This window comes from Pseudomonas argentinensis (assembly GCF_001839655.2).
Lineage (GTDB): Bacteria > Pseudomonadota > Gammaproteobacteria > Pseudomonadales > Pseudomonadaceae > Aquipseudomonas > Aquipseudomonas argentinensis_B.
This window is the reverse complement of record NZ_CP056087.1, coordinates 1,354,808-1,371,487: the sequence shown is the minus strand read 5'-3', so window position 1 is coordinate 1,371,487 and position 16,680 is coordinate 1,354,808. Positions and strand designations below refer to the sequence as shown.

Genomic DNA, 16,680 nt, shown 5'->3' with positions numbered 1-16,680 from the left:
CAGCGCTTCGATTCGCTCCTGGTTACCCGCCGAGATCACCCGGGGTTGCAGCGGTTCGCGCAGATCGACCACCACCACGCCGCTGTCGGCCGCCACAAACAGCAGGTTGCCGGCCATCCGCAGGCGCACACCACGGCCCGCCGTGGCTTGCAGCTTCTGGTCGAGGCTGAGCAGCGTGCGCTCTTCGGGTTCGTCGCGGTTGATGATTTCCACACCACGGCTGCCGACTGCTGCCACCAGATAACGGCCATAGGCGACCATATCCTGCGGGTTGGCAACAAAGCTGTAGCTGCGCGTTTGCGCCGGGTCGAACAGGTTGAGGGCGCGGATTTCACCGGCCTTGCCATCCACCGGCACGCCCAGGGATTCGTCCCAGCCCGGGCAGTTGGCCCACTTGGCGCCACGCACCTTGCCGCCGCTGAACAGCCAGCCGTCGTTAAGTTGCAGCAGCGCGCCGCCCTGCAGGCCGCTTGGCGGGGTGACACGTACCGGGTCTTCGCCGTTCTGGTAGTTGAGGGCGAACAGCTCCGCCGGGGCGGCCTCGCCGATCAGGAAGGTGCACTGGTCACTATTCGGCGGATCGACGGTGACTTCCACCGAGGCCGCTATCAGGCCGGGGCCCTGCTTGACCACCCGGCTGATCGGCGCGGACAGGTCTTCTTCCTGGATGGTTTGCAGGCCGTTCTGTTCGTCGAGGTTCAGGCGCGCCACGCCGCCAGCGCCGCTGGCCACGTACAGGCGCTTACGCCAGGTGTTCTGTTCCCACTCCATGGTAGGACTGATGCGCAGCGAGTCGAAGCCTACTTTGAAATCCTGCGCGGCCTGGCGGTCGAGCAGTTCCTGTTCTTCCTCGGTGGGTTCAACCGGGTTGAGCCCACCCATGCGCTTGGAAATCGCGGCGGCCTGTTGTTTCAGGCTCAGGCGCAGGTTGTCGCTTGGCAGCGACGAGGCGCCGCCGACCAGTACCGGTTTGCTGGCGTCCTGCACCGAGAACGAGGCAGCGCGGTACAGCTCCGGCAACCAGCCGCCGCTGGCCAAGGTCTGCTTGCCATAGCCGTTGACCATATGGCCGCCGTTGGTGATGGCCACGCCGGTCTGCTGGTCAATCCACACATCGCTAGGGTACAGCAGCGAGGGATGCAGTTCCGACTGTTTGCGCAGGCCGTAGCCGAAACCACGGTCGCCGGTCAGGCTGGCTTGGTTGCCGTAACGGTCTTCACCCAGCACATCGACTTTGCCCGGCGCGCCACGGGGCGAGGTCACGCGCATGCGGTTGCTGGCTAACACCTCGATACGGCCGACCGGCAGGCCGCCGAAGCGCACCTTGAGGCCATCCATCACGGTGTTGCCCGGCTCGAAGCCGTCACCGGTAATGGTCACCACGGTATCGCCGGCCACCGGGCCCCACAGCGGTACCAGGGCGTCGAAGCGGATCGGTGCATCCACCAGCAGGGCGCCTTCGAGCACGGTCTGCTGCCAGATGCCGTCACGCTGCACTTGCAGGGTGAGGTTGTATTGGCCCGCAGCTGGCAAGGCCGGCACGCTGACTTTCAGCACTGCCGGGGAAGCGTCGTTATCGCGGGTAACGCCCTCGATGGACAGCGCGCGGTCACCGGCATACAGGCGCACCTGCGCCAGGTTGGCCGGAATACCCAGGGCGCTGACGGTCACCAGGCTGACGGTGTTCTGCGCCACGCGACGCGGCGTCACGGCTTCAATGGACAACGCATCGTTGCGCGCGCCACGGTAGGTCAGCGGCACGCGCTGATCCTGAGCCAGGCGCTGCAATACCACGGTGTCGCTGGCGGTAATCGGTTTCACCGAGGCGAGGCCGGCCTTGGCCACCAGCGTCAGGCGCTCGCCCACGGTGAGGCGGTCTACGCTGCTGGTCGGCAGCACCAGCTTGGCGTCGTTGTTGACGATCTGCACGGTGGCCGGCAAAGCCTGGCCCTGGCTGTTGAGCAACTGGAACATGGCGCTGTTGGCCGGGTACAGGTCGATGGCTTTGTTAAAGCGCGCCATCACTTGCACGCTGCCATCCACCTGACGATCGAGGATGCCGTTGGCCGGGTCCACCGCGTGCAGCTTCAGCACCACGTCCGGCACCACTTGCAACAGGCTGCCCTTGGCATCCACGCCGCCCGAATGCGCCGAGTAATCGCCCGCTACCACGCTTTCCACGCTGCCGCTGGAGGTCATGCTGCGCCCAGCCACCGGTTTCAGCGGGTTGGTTACATCGACCATCAGCACACCCTTTTCGCCACGGGCGACATAGAGGGTGTTGCCGTTGAAGTCGAGGTCGTAGACGTAGCCGATGTCGTTGATCCGCGCGACCACGGTCGGTGCGCTCGGGTCGAGCAAATCAACCACCGCCACACCGCTGGCGCCAGCCGCCACGTAGGCGTAGCGGCCCTGCAGCGACACGCGGGTACCTGGCAGGTCGAGCTGGCCAAGGCGTTTCAGGCCGGCATTGGCGGTCTGGCTGTACACCTGCAAGCCGCCGCTACCGATGGCTTCCTTGGTCAGCAGACGGTTGCTGCGGTAATCAAAGGTGCCACCCACGGCGACGATCAGGCCGGCGGCGGTGCCGTCCCCTGCCTGCGTGCCGATACCGGTCTGGGTGGCGATATCCAGCATGGGCAGCTTCGGCGCGGCGGCCAGACTTTGCACCAGGTAGGTCTTGTTTGGCAGGAAGGAGTCGACGATGCCCAGACCTTCTTCACCCATGGCCAGCAAGACACGGGCGTTGCGCACACGCAGGCCGCGCACCGAGGTGCCAGGCAATTCCAGGCTACCGATAATGGTGGTCTTGGCCGGGTCCAGCTCATCGAAGGCCACGGTGTACAGGCGCGCGGCATCCGGATTGCCGGCGCCGTCCAGGTGCACCGCAGTGATGTACACACGGTCGCTGCCGCGCTCGAAGAACGGCTCCACGCCTACGGCGATGAAGTCCGACGGCAGGGCAATACGGGAAATGATGCGGTCGTCGGACTTGTCGCCATTGCGGTCGATCAGGCGCAGCAGGTCATCCGGGTTCAGCGGCTTCTGCGGGTCGGCGGTGTAGTTGCCGGCGTTGATGTCGTACACCAGCACACCGCTGGTACCTTGCGCCGAGAACAGCAGGCTGCCGGACGGGTCGAGCGCCATGTCGTAGATGCGCCCGCCGTCATCGCGGATCTGCGATTGCGGCGGCTGTTGATAGGTGAAGGCCTGGGTCAGGGTGCCCTGCTGGCCGTTGGTCAGCTGCACGCGCACATCGACGGTGCCAATTGGGCCGGCCGGCGTCACCACTTCCAGGGTTTCGGCGTCCAGCACCTTGTACTGGGTGACCGGCATATCGCCGAAATGAACGCTCATGGCGCCGGTTTCGCTGCGGAAGCCCTGGCCTTTGATCTGCACCTTGGTACCGCCGTTGAGCGAGCCCAGAGCGGGGGTCAGCGAGCGCAGCAGCAGCGGTTCAACAAACTGCACCGCACCCACTTTCGACGCCTTGCTGCCGTTGCCGCTGACCACTTGCAGGCTGGCGGCGCCCGGCAGGCTGGACGGCGCCTGCACGCGGTAGCGAGCGGTGCCGTCTGCCAGGGTTTCGGCCAGCGAACCGTTGGCGGCCTGGCCGGAAACGCTGAACTGCACCTGGCCACTGGCGCCACGCAGCACCACATCCAACTCACCGCCGCCGACATCGAGCATGCCAGGCGCGGTGCTGACGATCTGTACCTGGGCGCCACCGGCCACACCGGCACGCAAGCGAATGGCGTGTTCCAGCAAGCCACGGCTGCGGCGGCTGGCCAGGTCGCCTTTGAGGATCAGGCGATAGCTGTGGTTGGCTTGCAGGCCTTGCGCCGGCTGCACGCTGAGCACGCGCCCGTCGGTGCTGCGCTGCAAGGTGTACGGCAGTTCGCTGGCCGGCTGGTTGTTCTGGGCGTCGTGTTGCAACACCAGGAACTGACGCAGCTGCTCGTCATCCATAGCGTTCAGCGGTCGGGTGAATTGCAGGGTCAGCGGGCTGTCCAGCGGCACACCGTCGGCGCCATCGGCCGGGATGGAGCGCACCAGTTCCTGGGTCAGCAGATCGACCAGGCCGAGGTTGGAAATCACCTCGCCGCCCGGCGCGGTGTAGGTGGCGAACGCGGCGATGCCCTGGTCGGTGAGCGTCGACGGATTGACCCGGTACGGTTTCATCAGCAGCCCGGCGGCAGGCAGGCGGATGCAGTACGGCAGGCCGAGGGCGTCGAGCAGGCTGATGTTGTCGGCGCGGCTGAAGTCGTAGAAGCCCAGGTAGCCGATAGAGCCTTTCTCGCAATCGGCCTTGTCGCTGCCGGTCTGGGTCAGGTTGAAAGCGGTACTGACCTGGGCGCGGATGCCCACGCTTTCGCCCGGCACGCTGAAGCCACCGGAGAGGTAACGGCCCTGCTCGCGGATAAAGGCCGGACGGCTGGCGTCGTACAGGTTCAGGCCGTTGCCGGTAACAAACTGGCTGCCATCGGCGGTGATGCCGGTCAGGCCGGTGACGCGCGAATCGCCCAGTTGCGGCAGCGACGGTTTGCTCAGGTCGAAGATCACCCGGTTGCCGCTGTTGACCACGTGCAGAGCATCGCCGATCACGCTGATATCGGTAACGTTGGTCAGCGCCAGGGTACGACCATCAACCGTGGCGGAGGTGAGGCGCCGCACCACGCTCGGGCGCAGCGGGTCGGCGATGCTGACCACCACCACGCCTTCTTTGCCGGCGTTGATCAACAGCAGGCCCTGGTGGGCGACGACTTTCTCGGCCACGGTGCCGTTGGGCAGCGGCAGGCTGTAGCGAATGTCGCGGTCCTTGCCGGGCGGCTGCTCGGTGAGCACGTCCGGGTCACGGGTTTCGCGGTCGTACACCAGCAGCACGCTGCGGCCTTCGTATTCGGTGTCCAGGTACGGGAAGTCGTAGCCACGGGCGGTAACGTACAGCTGCTTGTCGGCCAGGGCCATGGCGCTGGGTTGCAGGTCCTGCGGCAGGTTGTAATACCCCAGGGCATGACGCGGCGCGGCCTCGGCGATCTTCGCCGGGTCGTATTTGACCAGGCTGATCCAGCCCGGCGCGTAGTAGTGCTGCAACTGCTCGAGGTTGAGCAGGTTGCCCGGCGCCGGGCCTTTCAGTTCGCCACGGCCAAGCACATAGAGCATGTGCAGTTCGCTGTCGGCGGCCAGATCGACGATATTGCCCGGCGGCAGCTTCAGTGGGTCCGGCACGTAGTTGGTCAGTTGGCCGTCGGCGAGGGTTTTCAGCCGTGCGTCGATTTCCTCCATGGTCATCGGCGGCTCGCTTTCCAGACTGCGGTCCAGTTGCAGGCGGCCATAGAACAGGGCATTGCGTTGCACGTAGTGGCGACCGAGGTCGTCAGCCAGCTCGATATCGATAAAGCCGCGATAACCGCCGCCTTCGTCGTCACGCAGGTCCGGCACCAACAGGCTCATGCGCTCGGCGCTGTAAAGGCGCAGGTCATCGGAGCCGACCTTGAAGGTCTTGGCGGTGCCCGGCTCGCCGCTCTTGTAGGCGGTGAGGGTCATGCCGGCGTGGAAACCCTTGCCCACCAGATCGACGCGATCGTTCTTGCCGGTCTGCGCCACGCGCACCACGGCTGGGGTCAGGTGGGAAATCGACAGTTCATCGACGAATACAAAGCCGCCAAGCACGGTGTCGCTCAGGCCGGCAGCGGTGGTGACGGTGACCGAGGCCGGGCCTGGGTAGTTAGGTACGGTCTTGGCGTAGATCGTGACGATGCCGGTGTCGGCATCCACCACACGGTTTTCCACCACCAGCGGCTCGCCGCCCACGGAAAGGCGTGGCTGTTCGCCGAAGTTGCTGCCGCGCACCACCACCTGCGTACCGCCGCGCACATCCCCGACGTTGACGCAGCCATGGCGGTCGGCGCTTTCACGGGTACAGATGCTGATGATGTCCGGGTACTGCGCATCAGCCGAGGCCGTGCTGAAGGTGAACACGTAATCGGAGGCCAGCGGCTGGCCGGTAACCGGTTTCACGCCCTGCTTGATCCGCACGTAGTAGCGCTGGCGCGGCAGCAGGTTCTGGCCGTCTTTGCGCACCAGCTGGATACGGCGTTTGGTGGTGTCGGTGCCACGCGGGGCGAAGGACAGGTCGAACTGCGCGGTGACATCCCGGCCGATCTGCGCATCGCCTTCCAGCACCTGCACGTAGTCGCTGAGGTTGGTGTCGCCTGGCAGCACGGCGGACAGCTCGATCAGCACCTGCGGCAGCTGGGTGCTGATATCGGTCTCGCCCACTTGCGGGCTGTGTTGCAGCACGGTCAGCGCCGGCAGGTCGATACGGCCGATACCGCCTTTGCCAGCCGCCACCTGGATGGCGCCACGGGCCAGGGTAACGCCGCGCACGCCGAAGTTATCCAGAGTGGCATTGCGCTGCACCATCACCGGTACGGTGGCGTCCACACCGCTCTGGCCAACGCGGGCCAGGTCGATGATCTGCACCAGGCTTTGCGAGGGTTTGTCTTCCTGGTCGGAGAGCAGTTCGGTGACATAGGCCAGGTTGCCCGACACATGCACGTCATACAGGCCATCCGGGGTCTGGTCCGGGCGATGCGGGGCGATTTCCACCACCTGCACCACGCGCGGCTGGTCCGGCTCGCTGATATCGATACGGCTCAGGCGGGCGCTCTCGCCGCTGCCGGCCATGTCGGTGACATACAGTTGGTTGCCCACCAGGTTCAGGCGGTTGGCCACGCCAAGGGTGTCGAGCTTGGCCACGATCGGCATGGCCGGGGTGCTGAGGTCGGCCACCACCACGCCCTCTTCCGAGGCGGCGATATAGGCGTAATGGCCGCGCACCTTGACGTCGCGGGCGGAACCGTTGGGCTTGATATAGCCGACGTGGTACGGCGCGGTCATGTTGGTGACGTCGATCACCTGCACGCCTCCGTTACCGTTGGCCACCAGGGCCAGGTTGCCGCTGCGGGTCAGGCCATACACATCCGGGTACGGCATATCGACGCGGCCCAGCAGCAGGTACGGCAGGCCGAACTGGCCGTCACCGTTCTTCTGGCCGAACAGCAGCAGCTCGCCGGCGTTGTTGTCCAGGTACAGGGCGCCGGTGCCTTCGCTCGGGGTGTCGCCGCCGTGCCAGTCTTTCTTGATTTCGCTGGTCAGCTGGTCGACGAAATTGCAGTTGCCCAGGTCTGACTGGCAGTTGCCGCCGGTCATGCCGGACTTGCCGGCCAGTACGATGTTCTCGTCGGTGACCAACTCACCGATGCTGCCGTTGAAGATTTCCGCCGCGCCGTTGAGCAGTGGCGAATAGGCGAAGAAATCACCGCTGCCGTTGCTCTGCGCTTCGTCCACGGCATCCATGATGAAGATACCGGTGCGCGCCGGGGCGTTACCGGCCAGGGCTTCGGTTTTGCTCAGCAGGCCCAGGCCTTGTTCGATGCGCAGCGGGTCGATGGTCGACCAGGCCGCGACCATCGCGCCGGCGCGGTCCAGGGCGCGGTATTGGTCGACGGCGGTGTAATTCACCTTCTTCGCCGATACCAGGTCGCCGCTCTGCGGGGCGATAAAGCGCCGCTCGCTGATCGGCCAGCCCATTTCGTGGTAGGTGTCGCGGGTGACGGTGTGGTTGGGCGTAACCACTTTGGTCAGCACATGCAGGCGCTCGTTGCGCAGGCCGGTGCGGCGCAGCACATCGCCTTGGCTGAAGTCGGCCCAATAGATGAAGTAATGCTTGTCCGGGTCGCTGACCGGCGTGGTGTCGCCGTTGGCGCGTGTGTCATCGCGGAACAGTTTCAGCGGGTACTGGTCGGCGACTTTCCATTCGCCGGCCTCGGTCTGGTACTCGCGGCTCCACAGCATGCTGACTTCCGAGATGGCGCCGCCCATGTCTTCGATGGACGCCACCGCGCGCAGGCTTTCGCCCATGGTCAGCACGTCTTTATCAATCGGGTAGAGCACGCCCAGGCGCGGTACCACGGTGTCTTCCAGCTTGCCGACCCGCACGATCTGCGACTCGCCAGCCTGGCCAAGCACGTCATAGGCGATGGCCTGCACGGTGAAGCCGTTGACCCCGGCGGGGGCGGCGATCAGCGCGCGGTACACGTGGTCCTGGGCATGGCTGCCGATCTGCTGACCGTAGCTCTGTTCGGTGCTGGTGACCGGCACACCGTTGACATAGAAGGTCACGTGGTCGATGCCTTCCGGACCGAGGTCGTCGAAGGCTTCGACAAACACTTCGACGTCTTCGCCGTCGATCACCACCGCGTTGTCGTTGTCCGGCTTGACGATGCGCGCGTTCGGCGCCTTGTCGGCCTTGATCTTGATGCTGCCCGGCAGATCGACGAAGCCCGACTCGTAGCCGTCTAGGTCACGGGCCTTGGCGCGCAGGCGCAGCACCTGGTCAACGCGGCCAGTCGGAACCTTGAAGTGGAACTGGTACGGCGCGGCGGAATCTTCGCCCAGGGCCTGGAATTTCGGCTCGGCACCGGCAGCGCCAATGGAGTAATAGAGCGCAGCAGCGTCCACGCCCACTTCGGCGTCGCTGGCTTGCACTTGCACCACGATGCCGCGGCCTTCGGTGAGCTCGGTGACATCGCCCATGGCAAAACCGCGCGCATCCAGGAGCTTGATGGCATTCACTTCCGGCGGCTGGTTGCGCAGCAGATTGACGCCGATGTTTTCCTTGGCTTCGTTGCCGCTCGGGTCGCGGGCGGTAACGCGCAGCTGCAAGGGCAGCGATTCGGGCAGGTCGGTGGTGCGGCCCAGGTAGTCGGCGATACTGCCCACCGGCAGGTTGCCGATGTAGGGGCCGCTGAGCAGCAGGCGGTCGGCCACGCGCTCGTTGTCGGCAAAGGTGCCGTCGCCGTTACGGTCGGCGTACAGGCCGAGGCTGACCGAGCCGACGCGAACGTTGTCGGTCGCTTCCAGCTGGTACGGCAGGTTGCGTTTTTCCGCCACGCTGGCGCCAGTGGCCAACGGCAGTTTCACCGTCAGCTGCGGCGCCTTGGTGTCTTTGATCACGCGCACTTTCACTGGCTGCGCGGTGCTGACGCTGCGGCCTTTACCGTCGGCACGGCGTTCCAGGGTGCTGGCAGTCAGGCTGAGGTCGGTGCCGGCCTGGCCATAGGGCACTTCCACCAGGAATTCGTAGGGGAAGACCATATCGGTAAGGCTGCGGTCGCCACCTTTATAGCCGGCGATATTCAGCACCACGCGGTCCACGCCGACGTCATCGACAGCGTTGACCTCCACCAGCAGCAACTGGCCTTCGGTGCTTTCGGCGCCGTCTTTTGGCGTGGCGATCACCACGCTCGGCAGTTGGTCGCGGATGATTTCCACGTCCAGGCTTTCTTCGGCGCGGTGGGCGTCGAGATCGTTGTGCGCTACGCCATAGGTGTCCACCGCCTCGATGGCCAGGTGGATGCGGTTGGCGTCCGGATTGGCGGTATCGAAGGCCGGCACCGGCACCATGAAGTTGTACGGCGAGGTGCGCAGGCGCTGGATATACGGGGTCTGACCATTGCCGTAGGTGGCGATGATATTGACGTACTCGATGCCCACGTCGTCGAACGCCTTAACGTTGACGTACAGCGGGTTGCCTTCCACGACCTTGGCACCCGGCGCCGGCTCGGCCACGTCCAGGGTTGGCCGCTGATCCGGATGCACCGGGTAGCCCACTTCGTAGGCCTGGCTGTTGGCAGCATCGAAGGCTTCGACCTTGAGCAGCACATCCACCCGTTTCACATCGCTGCTGGCCAGGCCAAAGCCCTGCAAGATGGTGAACAGGCGGTCGACGTGCATCAGCTGGTTGTATTCGGGGGTGTCGATATTCAGCGTGGTGACCGGCTCGTAGTCGTCAGCCGGAATGCCGTCGATGCTGCGTACCAGGGTGAAGTTCTGCTTGACGTAGGTGCCGTCGTTTTTCAGCACGCCATAGGCGCGCGACAGGGTCAGGCGATTGACCTTGACGTTGTCGTAGGCCTGGAAGGCCACGGTGAAATCGCTGTCCTCAGGCGCGCCAAAACCAGCCACCGGACGCTTGATCAGCGGCTCGGGCTTGATCTGGTCAGCCATCACCTTGATCTGCCGGTCGAACAGGCCGACGGCGCCATCGGAGTCTTCGATCTGCGCGGTGAGTTTCAGGGTTTCGTTGTGACGGATAAGGCCCTGGGGCACTTCCAGCACAAAGGTGCGTTGCAGCGCGTACGGGCTGTTACGGCGGCCAAAGTCATCGGCGATGCTGGCGTCGTAGTTGGCGTGCAGGCTGTCGTGAATGCTGGCAAACGCGGCGTCTACCACCAGCTCGCCACCGGCTGCGCCTGCCGCCGAGCCCATCACCGGCAGCGGTACGCCGTTGGCGAATACTTTCAGGCGCGAATCAGTGAGCAGACGGTCATCGGCGGCCACCAGGCCAACGCGGATGCGGAAGGTGCCGGCAACGATTTCCTGGTCTTCAGCCGGAGCGGTAATGCGTACTTCGGGCACCACGTTGGTCAGCGGGTGGACCAGGAAGGTGCGCTCGGCCAGGTTGCCGTAGGTGTCGGTGAGTTCCAGACGGTATTCGGTCGGTTCGGTCTGGTCGAACAGGACTTCGGTCTTGTCGTCGGCCAACAGCGGCGGCGCCGTCGGGCAGTTGACCTGGAAGCTGCGCTCGTAGACCACCGCCGCCACGCTGCCATCGCGTTTCAACCGCACGATGCGGTAGGCGGCCAGGCCGGCGTCGTCCCGCAGGGTGGTGTCGAGGCGGAAGCGTTCGTTGATGCGCACCCAGAACTCGCCGTAGTTGATGCGCGCCGGGTCGGTCAGGGCTTTTTCGTAGTGGCCGTTGACCCAGTAGGTGTTGAAGCCGGCAAAGGTCAGCTGCGGTTTTTCGTTGGCTTGCAGCGGATAGATCAGGCTGTGTTCGCTGCTGCGGCCACTGAAGTCTTCGGCGATCAGGGTCAGCTCCAGCTCACCGCTGGTGAAGCCCTTCGGCACGCTGTACGGCACTTGCCAGCTTGTCTGGCCATAGCTCACGCCCAGGTCATGGACGGTGCGGCTGCGGTTTTCCAGCAGGCGCAGGCTTTTCAGCGCCAGGCTGTCGTCGCTGAAGCCGAGTTTCAGGTCCAGCTGCTGCATCGGAATGGCCACGGTGCCAGCAACCGGGCTGACCAGGCGCGCGCTAGGCGCCTGTTCGTCGAGGCTCAACGGCTGTTGCAGCAGTACGCTCAGGGTCTGTTCGCCGCGCTCGTGGGAGAAACGGTCGGTGGCAAAACCAATCAGGGTCACGCTGGTGCCCTGGGCTTCCACCGGTAGCGGCATCAGGGTGGCGAAGCTCTGCTCGGTCTGACCCTGGCTGCCGCTGCGCGCCAGTTGCAGGAAGGCGGTTTGCGCCGCGCTGCCGGTGCCGTCTTGCAGCAGCAGGCTAAGGGCGTAGCGGCCTGGCATGCGCGCACCGCTGGCGGCGGTGACGTCAGCGGCAGCCGATTCCTGCAGGGTGAATTGCAGCTCACGAATAAAGGCCGGCGCACCGCTGCGTGGGCGCAGTACCAGGCGGGTGGTATCGTCGGTGGTCAGCGCCTGCAGGTCGAGCAGACCATTGACGGCCTGCACTTCACGGGTGGCCGGGCGCACCTGGCAGAGGTTGCGCGAATAGGTTTCCACTTCCCAGCTGCCTGTCTGCTCGCCCACTTTCAGGCTGCGCGGTGCTTTGGACTCTTCGCCACCCTGCAGGGTCATACGGCCATTGCTGACGCTGAGGAAGGGTTTTTCGTTATACAGCAGCGCGCCTTGCCAGTTGCTTGCTTCGGGGTAGTCGAAGGCCAACTGCGGGATGTTGCGGTTGTCTTTTTTCAGGGCCAGGCCTTTGGCCTGGCGAGCGCTGTCCAAATCTCGCAGGGAGCTGAACACCAGCAGGTGTTCAACCGTACCATTGACGCTGCCATCGCTGTAGTCATCGGTCACTTGCAGGCTGCCGCGCAACGGCTGGCCGCGTTCCTGCTGGGCCGATGGCGAAGCGTCGCGCCAGGCCAACTTCGGCGGCTGGTCGCTCTGGATCAGGATGCGCCGGGTTTGCAGGCTCTCGTTGCCCAGCAGGTCGGTGGCCTTGACGGTGAGGGTCAGGGCAATCGGCTCGGCTTGCGGACGGTAGCGCTCGATATCGATTTCTTTCACGCCGCTGTCCGGCACATTGACTTCGGCCTCGCTCAGGCCGGTGGCCTGGGCCAGCACTTCGTTGCGGCCATTGTCATCGAGCAGGCGTACTTCATAGGAGGCGACGGCGGTGTCGTCCTTGAGGTTGACTTGCAGCTGGGTTTTCTGCCGGTCGAACAGGCGCTCGAGCGGTTGCTGAATATTGATCTGCGGGCCTTTGTCGTCTGCCAGTACGGTGACATTGATGAGCGGCGAGCGGGTTTCGTTGACGCCACGGTCACGGGCGCGCAGCACCAGTTGCAGCACCTTGCCGGAATAGCGGCGGGTGAGTTCCGGGGCCAGGCGCAGACGGGCTTCGAAGTCGGCATAGAAACGCTGGCCGACCAGCACCGCACCCAGGGTGCCGGGGTTCGGCACCTTGACGGTTTCCACCCGATCCATGCGGCTGAACAGAGTCCAGGCCACGGCGTGTTCTTCTTTGGTCTGCGGGTCGATAAACACCGCGTCGATGGCGTCCACCCACTGGTTGTCGCCCGCGCTGCCTTGCAGTTCGAAACTGGCCCCTGGCTCCAGGCTGAAATCACCGGCTGGCTTGTTAAGTTGCAGGGTGGGCGCTTCGGTGTCGTCGATGATTTCCAGATCGAACGGTGCTTCAGTGGTCTGCCCGGCACTGTCGGTGGCGCGCACACCCATGGCGGTGTCGGCGGCGGCTTTGTTCGGTACACGCAGGGCGGCGCCGATATAGCCGCCGGCAGCTTTGTCCAGGTCCGCCCCGGAAATGGTCTTGAGCACCTGGGTCTGACCGCCAGTGCGCTGGTAGAACTCCAGCTTGGTCACCTTGCGGTCGTCGGTGGCCAGTACCTGAGCGGTAAAGGCTTCACCTTCGTACAGCCGCGCACCCGGCGCCGGAGCACGCACGCTGACCACCGGTGGCAGGTCTTTGCTCAGCGGGAAGCGCCACAGGGTAGGCGCGGCGGCGTTGCCGTACTGGTCTTCGCCGCGCAGCTCGAGCACCACTTCTTCGCCTTCGCTCGGCACGGTGAATTCGAACTGGTCGTCAAAGCTGGCGGCTTGCTGCTCGGTTGTCAGGGTGCGGCTGTGCAGGGTCTTGCCGGCGCTGAGAACGGCCAGGCTGACCAACTTGGTGTCGTCGACGCCACGCAGTTTCACCGTCACCTTGTTGCCGGCGTACAACGGCGCGCCCTGGATCGGCGAGGTCACCGCCAGGCGCGGCCCCAGGGTATCGGCCAATACCTTGACCGCCAGCTCCTTGCTGTCGCTGGGCTGGCCGACGTCATCCACGGCCACGACTTTCAGGCGCAGCTGGCGTTCCTGGTTGGCCAGTTTCAGCGGCTTGAGGTCGATGCTCAGGCGGTTGACGGTTTCCGGGCCGGGGGTCAGGCCGGCGGCCTGGTCGACGCGTTTCTGCCACAGCGGGGTGCTACCGCCTTCGGCCCACAGGCTGGCTTCCAGGGCATGCACGGCGCGGTCGTCGCGGGCCACCACGTCGACATTCAGGGTGTCCTGACTGTACAGGCTGCCCTGGGTCGGGCTGAGGGCGCGCACTTCCGGCTTGCTGTCGGCACCCACGCCGATCAGCACTTGCAGTTCGCTGTCGTTGCCGGTGCCATCGGTGGCCACGGCGCGGATCGGGTAGCGGTCGTAGCGCACGCCATCCAGGCGCTTGAACGTTGGCGCGGAGACCACCTTGATCGCTGAATAGGCTTTCAGCGCGCCAGGAATCTGTTGCACGGTGAGGTCGCCATCGACGCTGCTCAGGCGGTCATTAAGGTTGCCGGTCAGGCGATAGCCAACGCCGGCCTCCTTGACCACACCGTAGAGCTCAAGGCGCTCGACGCCCACGTTGTCGTAGCCGGTGAACTTGAGCACAAAGGTGCTGTTTTCCACGACGGGCGCCAGGTCCTGCCCGGCGTCGCTGACGCTGATGGCCGGCGAGGCCAGGTTGAGCACCGGATCGTCTTCATCTTTGCCCAGGGTGACGTTCACCGACGGGCTGCGCGCGGTCTGGGTGGCGCTGTCGGTGGCGATGGCGTGCAGCACCAGCGGGGTTTCGCTCTCCACGCCGGGCGGGGCCTGATACACCACGCTGAACGGCGCGCGCAGGTCGCTGCCGATAAGCTTGTCGTTCACATAGAAGTCGACCTGGCGCAAGCCCAGGTCGTCGGTGGCGTTGGCGCGGAATTCCACGGGCTGGCCGGACACCAGATGGGCGCCCTCCACCGGGTAGCTCATCGACACCGTTGGCGCCTGGTCACCCTTGACCGGCAGCAGCAGCGGCTCGGACAGGTTGCTCTGCTGGTGCAGATCGACCGCCTGGGCACGCAGCTCCAGGGTTCGGCCCAGCCACTCGGCCTTGATCGGCAACTGGAAGGTATGGCTGGTGCTGCGCAGGCCAAAGGCGTTGCCGTCGAAGTTATCCACAACGTGGCGGTAGGAGCCGACTTCGGTGCCGTTCACTTGCAGAAAGATATCGGTGCCGGCGTCCAGGGTGTCGTCGGACGCCTCGACGGTGACGGCCATGGTCTGGCCGACCGTGGCGATGCTGCCGGCGGCGGGCTGAGTGATGCGTGCAATCGGCTTCTGGTTTTCCAGAATGCGTAGCAGACGGGCCGGGGCGTCGGTAACGCCGCCATTGGCGGCATGTACGCGGGCGGACAGACCGATGCTGGTTTCCCGTACGGAAATCTCCGGCACCTGCAAGGTCGCCTGCCAGATCTCGACCATATCGATCTTTTTCGGATCGGCCTGCTGCGGTCGCTGCTCGAAGGCCGGGAACGAGGTTTCACCCACTTTGCGACCATCAAAGAAGTATTCCACCAGGCTGATGCCGCTCTGGTACTCGATGTCCGGCAGGGTACCGAGGTTGACCGCGATCACCGCACGCAGCGGGCTGTTCTCGATCACGCGCTGGGCATCAACCGGAGTTTCGAAGACAAAAGCCGGTACTTGCGGACTGGCTTTGGCCACCACCTTTACCGGGCGCTCGGCGGTGCTTTGACTTTTGCCGGTACCGTCGAAGGCCACCGCACGCAGTCGCAGGGTGCGACCTTCCAGCTCCTGTTCGATGGGCAGACTAAGGGCATAGGGCGGGCTCAGGCGGCGACCGACCAGGTTGTCGTCCAGCCAGAATTCGACGCTCTTCACTGCCACGTCATCGCTGGCAGTGGCGTTCAGTTCAAGCACGGCCCCCACGGCAATCGTGGCTTCGGGTTGCAGTTCAACGGTGGGCGCGGCGTCTTCAGCGGCCACCGGCAGCTCGACACCAATTTCCGGGTAACGCTGCAGACGGGCCTGCAGGGTCAGCGGGCTGCTGGCGGGGATCTGCGCGCGGGCCAACAACTGGCCCTGGGCATTGCGCTCCAGCACGCCATCGCTGCCGGTGGGCAGGGTCAGCTCGACGGCCAGGCTGTCGGCCAGCGGCGCTTCGCTGCCGTCATCGAACACCGCGATCAGATTCGGCAGGCTCTGGAAGCCGTTCAGGCGTGGCAGCACCAGTGGCTGACCGGCCGCTTGGCCTTCATAACGCAGGCTGACCAGTTTGCGGGTGAAGTCCACGTTTACCGGCAGGCTGATTTCCGCCAGCCCCGGGTAGCTCACATATACGGGAACCGCCTGACCAGCGGTCTCTGCGAGAGGGTAAACCACGCCTTCGGCGCTGACCCAGACCTTGCTGGTATCCCCGGAACGATAACTTACACCCGTTCCCAGGCCTGCCAGGGGCGTGACACCACGGAACTCGAAGTCCACTTCAGGCACCAGCCGCGCTGACTGCAAGGCATCGCTGAACAGCAAGCGGTCGGGATGCACACTGATGGAGCGGGCGGCTTCGTCGACGTTGTCGCCAATAAAGCGGATATCGGAGTAGCTGTTCTGGTTACCCGAAGCGTCCACCGCTACAGCCTGCACCATCACCAGGGCGTTGCGCGCCACTTCGTCGGCAGACAGCGGCTGATCCAGGCGCTGACGCAGGGTGTAGGAACGTTGGCCATCGGTGCGCGGAAACACGCGGACGCCCTGCGGCATACGCAGGAACGCGGTCTGTTCGGCGCGGCTGACCACACCGCCCGCCGCACGCAGGTCGGAAGCGCGCAGGCCGGTGAGGGTGAAACTGACGTAGCTGAGGTCGACGTCGTCGGCGGCATCGAAGCTGGCTACCAGGAACTGCTCGCTATCACTGGATTCGATGGCCAGCTGGGTCAGTTGCAACTCCGGCGCCTGACGCTCCTGCTGGAAGGTTTCGCTGTAATCCTGCTGCGTGCCATCGGCAAACTTCAGCTTTACCGCCGGTTGCAGTGCAGTGGCGCCGTCGATGCGGAAGGTGAAGGAGCAGCTGTTCGGTGCATTGCTGTCACGGGCAGCGTCGATCGGCAGCAAGCGCTGGGAAGTGGCGACGATGGTGACTTCGGCGAGCTGCCGGCAATCGGTGACCGCCAGAACATAATCGCTGGCGCTACCGGCGGAACCCAGAGCGGCGGCACTGCGAATATCGAACTCCGCCTCGGCGAACGCGCCCGGCGAAGCCAGCAC

General features: G+C 65.0%; 1 protein-coding gene (running past one end of the window). It reads right to left on the bottom strand.

Annotated features, from left to right (window positions below; translation table 11 throughout):
* Positions 1–16,680, bottom strand: the start of a protein-coding gene (locus tag SA190iCDA_RS06110) for an Ig-like domain-containing protein (RefSeq protein ID WP_070884421.1). 26,034 nt of this gene lie to the left of the window's left edge; the window shows 16,680 of its 42,714 coding nt (coding positions 1–16,680); the start codon lies at positions 16,678–16,680; the stop codon falls past the left edge of the window.